Here is a 6,915-nt window from a genome sequence, read left to right on the forward strand (position 1 = left end):
GGCCACAATGATCTGTTGCCGGCCAACATTCTCGACGACGGCAACAGGCTGTGGCTGATCGACTTCGAATATGCCGGCTTCAACACGGCGATGTTCGACCTCGCAGGCGCCGCCTCCAACGCCGGCATGAGCGACGAGGAATCCTTCGCCTTCCTGACCGCCTATTTCATGAAGGAACCGGACGAAGCGATCCGCCGTTCGCACGCGGCCATGCAATGCGCCTCGCTGCTGCGCGAGGCGATGTGGAGCATGGTGTCCGAGCTCTATCTCGACGCGCCCGGTATCGACTACGTCGCCTACACCGAGGAAAACCTCGCCCGGCTCGACACGGCGCTGGAAAACTACAGAACGAAGTACGGGATGCAGAAATCATGACATTGCCGACCCAGGCCGCCATCGTCGTCATCGGCGGTGGCATCATCGGCTGTTCGACGGCTTATCATCTGGCGCGCGACCACAAGGCCGATGTCGTTCTGCTCGAACAAGGCAAGCTGACCTCGGGCTCGACCTGGCATGCCGCCGGCCTTGTCGGCCAGTTGCGCTCGTCGGCTTCGATCACCCGCGTGCTGAAATACTCCGTCGACCTCTACAAGGGCCTCGAGGCCGAGACCGGCCTTGCCACCGGCTGGAAGATGACCGGCTGCCTCAGGCTCGCCACCAATGCCGACCGCTGGACCGAGTACAAAAGGCTGGCGACGACGGCGAAAAGCTTCGGCATGGACATGCAATTGCTATCACCGGCGGAAGTCAAGGCAATGTGGCCGCTCATGGAAACCGGCGATCTTGTCGGCGCCTCCTGGCTGCCGACCGATGGCCAGGCGAGCCCCTCCGACATCACGCAGTCGCTGGCCAAGGGCGCGCGCATGCATGGCGCCAAACTGTTCGAGGATGTCCGCGTCATCGGCTTCGAAATGAAGGACGGCCGCATCACGGCGGTGAAGACCAACAAGGGCGACATTGCTTGTGACAAGGTGGTCAACTGCGCCGGCCAGTGGGCGCGGCAGGTCGGCGCCATGGCCGGCATCAACGTGCCGCTGCAGCCGGTGAAGCACCAGTACATCATCACCGAGAAGATCGACGGACTGGCGACCGACGCGCCGACCATCCGCGATCCGGACCGGCGCACCTATTTCAAGGAAGAGGTCGGCGGGCTGGTGATGGGCGGCTATGAGCCGAACCCGCAGGCCTGGGCTACTGGTCTCCCCGGCGGTGACGTCCCCAATGATTGGGAATTCAGGCTGTTCGACGATGATTACGACCATTTCGAGCAGCATATGAGCCAAGCGATCGCGCGCGTGCCGGCACTGGAAACCGTCGGCGTCAAGCAGATGATCAACGGGCCGGAGAGTTTTACGCCGGACGGCAATTTCATTCTCGGCACAGCGCCCGAATGCGCCAACATGTTTGTCGGCGCCGGCTTCAACGCCTTCGGCATCGCCTCGGGCGGCGGCGCTGGCTGGGTGCTGGCGCAGTGGGTGGTCGATGGCGAAGCACCGCTCGACCTGTGGGTGGTCGACATCAGGCGCTTTGCTAATTTGCACCGTGACCGTCAGTGGGTCTGCGACCGCACGCTGGAGGCCTATGGCAAACACTATACGATCGGCTTTCCGCATGAGGAGTATGCCAGCGGGAGGCCGCGCATCGTCTCGCCGCTCTACGACAGGCTGAAACAGCAAAATGCCGTGTTCGGCTCGAAGCTCGGCTGGGAACGGCCTAACTGGTTCGCGCCCGAAGGCGTCGAGCCGCAGGACATCTATTCGATGGGCCGGCAGAACTGGTTTGTGGCGGTCGGCGACGAACACCGGCATGTGCGCGAAAAAGTCGGCATCTTCGATCAATCCTCCTTCGCCAAATACGAGCTGAGCGGGCCCGATGCGCTGAAGGCGCTGGACTGGGTCTGCGCCAACGACGTCAGCAAGCCGGTCGGCCGGCTGACCTACACGCAGCTTCTCAACACACGCGGCGGCATCGAGGCCGATCTGACGGTGGCGCGGCTGGCCGAAGAGAAGTTCTACATCGTCACCGGCACAGGCTTCCGCACGCATGATTCCTCGTGGATCGGCGATCATATCGGCGAAGGGCTCGATGCCAGGCTTGTCGATGTCACCGAGGATTTCGGCACGCTGTCGCTGATGGGTCCTCGGGCGCGCGACGTGCTTTCGGCCGTGACCGAAGCCGACGTCTCAAACGTGAGCTTCCCGTTCGGCCATGTGCGTGAGATTGCCATCGCCGGCCACACAATTCGGGCGCTGCGCGTCACCTATGTCGGCGAACTGGGCTGGGAACTGCACGTGCCCATCGCGGCCACCGGCGAAGTCTTCGACGCGCTGATGGCGGCAGGCAAAAAGCACGACATCCGCCCGATCGGCTATCGGGCACTGGAATCGCTGCGGCTGGAAAAGGGCTATCGTGCCTGGGGCTCCGACATCACGCCCAACGACACGCCGCAGGAAGCCGGGCTCGGCTGGGCGGTCAAGCTGCGCAAGAACACGGATTTCATCGGACGGCGCGCGCTGGAGAAGACCGGCGGCACGGCAATGAAGAAACGCTTTGCCGGCTTCACGGTCGACGACCCCGAGATCGTGCTGCTCGGCCGCGAAACCATCCTGCGCAATGGCGAGCCTGTCGGTTATCTCACCAGCGGCGGTTATGGCTATACGCTGGGCAAGACCATCGGCTACGGCTACGTGCGCAACGCCGACGGGGTCAGCGACGATTTTCTCGCCTCGGGCGACTACGAACTGGTGGTTGCGATGGAGAGGACGCCGGCCAAGATCCACCTCGAGCCGATGTACGACCCGGCAGGCGCGAGGGTCAAAGCGTAGGTCAGGTCACGCGCAGTGCGAGGCCGCGGCTGGGCACGGTGTCGGCTTCGCCGGGCATCGAGACATAAGGGCGCGTTTCCTCGACGCGGGTGACGAGGCCCTGCGCCTCGAGCTCAGCGACGCGCGTGGCGAAGCCCTGATCCCACAGCGAGTTCTTGACCGTCAGCACGATGATGCCGCCCGGCCGGCAGATGCGGATCAGTTCGTCCAGCCCCTCGACGCCAACATGACCTGATGTGAAGACGCCGGCCGAGATCACTCCGGCATAGGCATCATCGGCAAAGGGCAGATGACCGCCCAGCGCCAGGCAATGGAGCGCGGAATAGACACCCTTGCGGGCTGCCTGATCCAGCATGCCTTGCGAAATATCGAGTGCCTCGACTTGCGGGTAACCAGCAATATCAAGCCATTCGCCGATGAGACCGGTGCCGGCCCCGGCATCGAGCAGCGGTGCTGAACCGCGCGGCAGATGGCGGGTCAGCAGCGCAAGGCAGATCGTCGGATGGCGATAGCCGGCGGCCGACATGTCGGCGTCGTAGGTCTGCGACCAACGATCATAAAGTGCGGCGACCTCTTCGGGCCGCTTTGCCGCGTAGGCCGCGCCAAGCGCACCCTGATGTTTGTTGTCCGCCACTTTGATCCAGTCCGCCAATTTTTGATCTCGCAGTGATGATAGCCAAAGCGCGAAAATTGTGGAACCGTTGCCGCGACAAATAACAGTGTGTGGGGGCGCAGGCATGATTACAGACTAGGCGCGCGCGGCACTGGACGCCATTCCCATGCTGGCCGGCTACAGCGGGCCGCTGGAACGGCTGGGCGGCCTCACCAACCTCGTCTTCAAGGCCGGCGACTTCTGCCTGCGCATTCCCGGCAAGGGCACCGAGGAATACATCAACCGGGCCAACGAAGCGGTGGCTGCACGCGAAGCTGCAAAAGCAGGGGTCAGTCCCGAGGTGCTGCATGTCGATGCCGGCACCGGGTTGATGGTGACACGCTACATCGCCGGCGCCGAAACCATGTCGGAGGAGAAATTCAAGGTTCGGCCGGGCAGTCCAGCCCGCGCCGGCGAGGCCTTTCGCAAGCTGCACAATTCAGGCGCGGTGTTTCCCTTCCGCTTCGAGCTGTTTGCGATGATCGACGACTATCTCAAGGTGCTGTCCACCAAGGAGATCGCCCTGCCCGCCGGCTATCATGACGTGGTGCGCGAGGCGGAAACCGTGCGCTCGGCACTTGCCGCCCATCCGCTGCCGATCGTTGCCTGCCACTGCGATCCGCTGTGCGAGAACTTCCTCGATACGGGCGAGCGGATGTGGATCGTCGACTGGGAATATTCGGGCATGAACGACCCGCTCTGGGACCTTGGCGACCTCTCCGTGGAAGGTAAATTCGATCTGGCGCAAGACGAAGAGATGATGCGCGCCTATTTCGGCGGCGAGGCGAGGCCGGCGGAGCGCGGCCGCATCGTCATCTACAAGGCGATGTGCGACCTGTTATGGACGCTGTGGGGGCTGATCCAGCTCGCCAACAACAACCCGGTCGATGATTTTCGCGCCTATGCCGACGGGCGGTTCGCGCGCTGCAAGGCGCTGATGGAGACGTCCGAGTTTTCACGGCATCTGGCGGCGATCCGCCGGGGGTGAGCCTGGACTAATTCACGCCCTTCGGCACGTTTTCGGGCGGCACGGTGGTCTCGACCACTTTCTGGCGGTGGAAGATGAACAGGCCGGCGAGAACGACAATGCCCGAGCCGATCAGGATGCGCGGACCGGGAACGTCGCCGAAGAACACCAGTCCGAACACCACCGCCCACAGCAGCAGCGTGTAATGCAGCGGCGCCAGCGTCGAGGCCGGCGCCAGCTTGAGCGCCCTGGTGATCATCAGATGCGCGCCGCAGGAGACGATGCCGAGCAGCAGCATGGCGCCGAGATCGAGCGCCGACGGCGTCTGCCAGGCGCCGATGCTCAGCACGCCGCCGATCAGCAGCGTGCCGATGGTCTGCCATGTCACCAGATTGGTGTCGCTGGTGCCGCGCAGCCGGCGGTTGAGGATGATGGCGAAGGCGAAGGAGATACTGCCCACCAGCGCAAAGCCTGACGACAGCGAGAACGCCGCCGACGACGGTTTCAGCATGATCAGCACACCGCAGAAGCCGAGCAGGATCGCCATCCAGCGGCGCCAGCCGACCTTTTCGCCAAGCAAGAGGTGCGAGAGTGCCGCGACGTAGATCGGCCCCGCCATGTAGAAACTCATCACATCGGCCAGCGGCAGATAGACCACGGCGGCATAGAAGAGCGCGGTGTCGAGCGTGGTCATCACCACCCGCAGCAGCTGCAGCTCCAGGCGTTCCATGCGAAACAGCTTGGCCGGGCCCTGGTTGGCGATCATCGGGCCGAGCACGAAGAAGGCGCCGATGGAGCGGATCAGCACCACCTGGCCGACGGAGAAGCTGGCGACCAGCCATTTGCCCATGGCGTCGTTCAGCGCAAAAAGGAAATCGCCGGCCAGCATCAACAGAATGCCGGCCAAAAGCACATTCCTGATCGTCGAATTCTGCGCCACGGGCTGCGTCATGCCGATCCCGATTCCTCCCTAGTAAGCCGCGTCGTAGACGGAAGTGGCTGCCTTGACGAGGAGAATTCGGGCAATGGGTAAGACCAGCGCCGGGAATCGGCTGTATCTAGCTGGATATGTGCCGCCGGTTCACCATTCCCGGCCTTCCGCCGATGGACAGCCTGGTTTCCTGCTTCGTCCGCTCCGCCACCACCTTGCCCCTGGCGATGACGCACAGGCGCTCGGCGCGCAGCCGCAGGGCTTCGACCGGATTGCCGGCATCGAGGACGACCAGGCTGGCGCGCTTGCCGACCGCCAGGCCGAGATGATCGAGGCCCATGATCGCGGCATTGACGTTGGTGACCATGTCGAAGCAGCGCGCCATCTCTGCCGGGCTCGACATCTGAGCGACGTGCAGACCCATGAAGGCGACATCGAGCATATCGGCGGTGCCCAGCGAATACCAGGGATCGAGCACGCAATCCTGGCCCCAGCCGACGCGAATGCCGAGCGCCAGCATTTCCTTGACCCGGGTCAGGCCGCGGCGCTTCGGGAAGGTGTCGTGGCGGCCCTGCAGCATGATGTTGATCAGCGGATTGGGAATGACCGAGACGCCGGCCTCGGCGATCAGCGGCAAAAGCTTCGAGACGTAGTAATTGTCCATCGAATGCATCGAGGTGAGGTGCGAACCGGCGACCTTGCCGTGCAAACCAAGACGCTGCGCCTCATAGGCAAGCTGCTCGATATGGCGCGACAGCGGATCATCGGTCTCGTCGCAATGCAGGTCGACCATCAGGCCGCGGCTGGCCGCGATCTCGCACAGCTCCGTTACCGAGCGCGTGCCGTCGGCCATGGTGCGCTCGAAATGCGGGATGCCGCCGACGATGTCGACGCCCATGTCGAGCGCGCGGATGGTGTTTTCACGCGCCGATGGAGAGCGATAAAACCCGTCCTGCGGGAAGGCGACCAATTGCAGGTCGATGTAGGGAGCGACCGTCTTCTTGACCTCGAGCAACGCCTCGACCGCCAGCAGGCGGTCATCGCAGACATCGACATGGGTGCGGATGGCGAGCAGGCCCATCGACACCGCCCAGTCGCAATAGGCCAGCGCGCGATCACGCACGGCCTCATGCGTCAAAAGCGGCTTCAACTCGCCCCACAGCGAAATGCCTTCGAGCAGCGTACCCGAAGCGTTGATGCGCGGAATGCCGTAGGAGAGCGTCGCATCCATGTGGAAATGCGGATCGACGAAGGGCGGCGAGACCAGATTGCCACGGGCGTCGACCTCGGTCCGCGCGGAACCCTGGAGAACGGGCTCGATCGCCGCGATCGTCTCACCGTTGATGCCGATGTCGGCAACCCTGCCATCAGGCAGTGTGCCGCCGCGAACGATAAGGTCGAAATCCATCCGTCGTCATCCCGTCAAAAGAATCATCTGATATAGCCGAGGCTGAAAATCGCATCCCGTCGATGCCGCTTGCAACAGCGATTTGTCCGCGGCGGCCGCGGATGGTTTCATCCGGCCGCAACTCCCTCTATA

6 protein-coding genes are annotated in these 6,915 nt (G+C 63.5%); 3 read left to right on the forward strand and 3 right to left on the reverse strand.

Annotated features, from left to right (window positions below):
* Positions 1–375: phosphotransferase (locus EN994_RS12490; protein ID WP_164745887.1), on the forward strand; the 375-nt coding region annotated here is incomplete at its 5' end.
* Positions 372–2,825 (forward strand): FAD-dependent oxidoreductase, encoded by a 2,454-nt coding sequence (locus EN994_RS12495; RefSeq protein ID WP_063169918.1) that lies wholly within the window; start codon positions 372–374, stop codon positions 2,823–2,825. The genes EN994_RS12490 and EN994_RS12495, both read left to right, overlap by 4 nt.
* A 1-nt stretch (position 2,826) precedes the next feature.
* On the opposite strand, the gene EN994_RS12500 is transcribed toward EN994_RS12495, so the two are convergent.
* Entirely contained in the window at positions 2,827–3,459 is a 633-nt protein-coding gene (locus EN994_RS12500) for a class I SAM-dependent methyltransferase (RefSeq protein ID WP_063170453.1), read from the reverse strand.
* A 145-nt stretch (positions 3,460–3,604) separates the two neighbouring features.
* Between EN994_RS12500 and EN994_RS12505 the strand changes: the two genes are divergently transcribed.
* Positions 3,605–4,465, forward strand: coding sequence for a phosphotransferase family protein (locus EN994_RS12505; protein WP_063169917.1), 861 nt, complete (start codon positions 3,605–3,607; stop codon positions 4,463–4,465).
* 7 nt (positions 4,466–4,472) lie between these two features.
* Here EN994_RS12505 and EN994_RS12510 read toward each other — a convergent pair whose 3' ends face one another.
* Both EN994_RS12510 and EN994_RS12515 read right to left on the reverse strand, forming a co-directional pair.
* Positions 4,473–5,396 (reverse strand): DMT family transporter, encoded by a 924-nt coding sequence (locus EN994_RS12510; protein WP_063169916.1) that lies wholly within the window; start codon positions 5,394–5,396, stop codon positions 4,473–4,475.
* Between the two features lie 106 nt (positions 5,397–5,502).
* Complete coding sequence (locus tag EN994_RS12515) at positions 5,503–6,783, reverse strand: amidohydrolase family protein (RefSeq protein WP_063169915.1); 1,281 nt, start codon at positions 6,781–6,783, stop codon at positions 5,503–5,505.
* Positions 6,784–6,915: the final 132 nt, after the last annotated feature.

The sequence above is a fragment of the Mesorhizobium sp. M7A.F.Ca.CA.002.09.1.1 genome, assembly GCF_003998555.1.
Lineage (GTDB): Bacteria > Pseudomonadota > Alphaproteobacteria > Rhizobiales > Rhizobiaceae > Mesorhizobium > Mesorhizobium ciceri.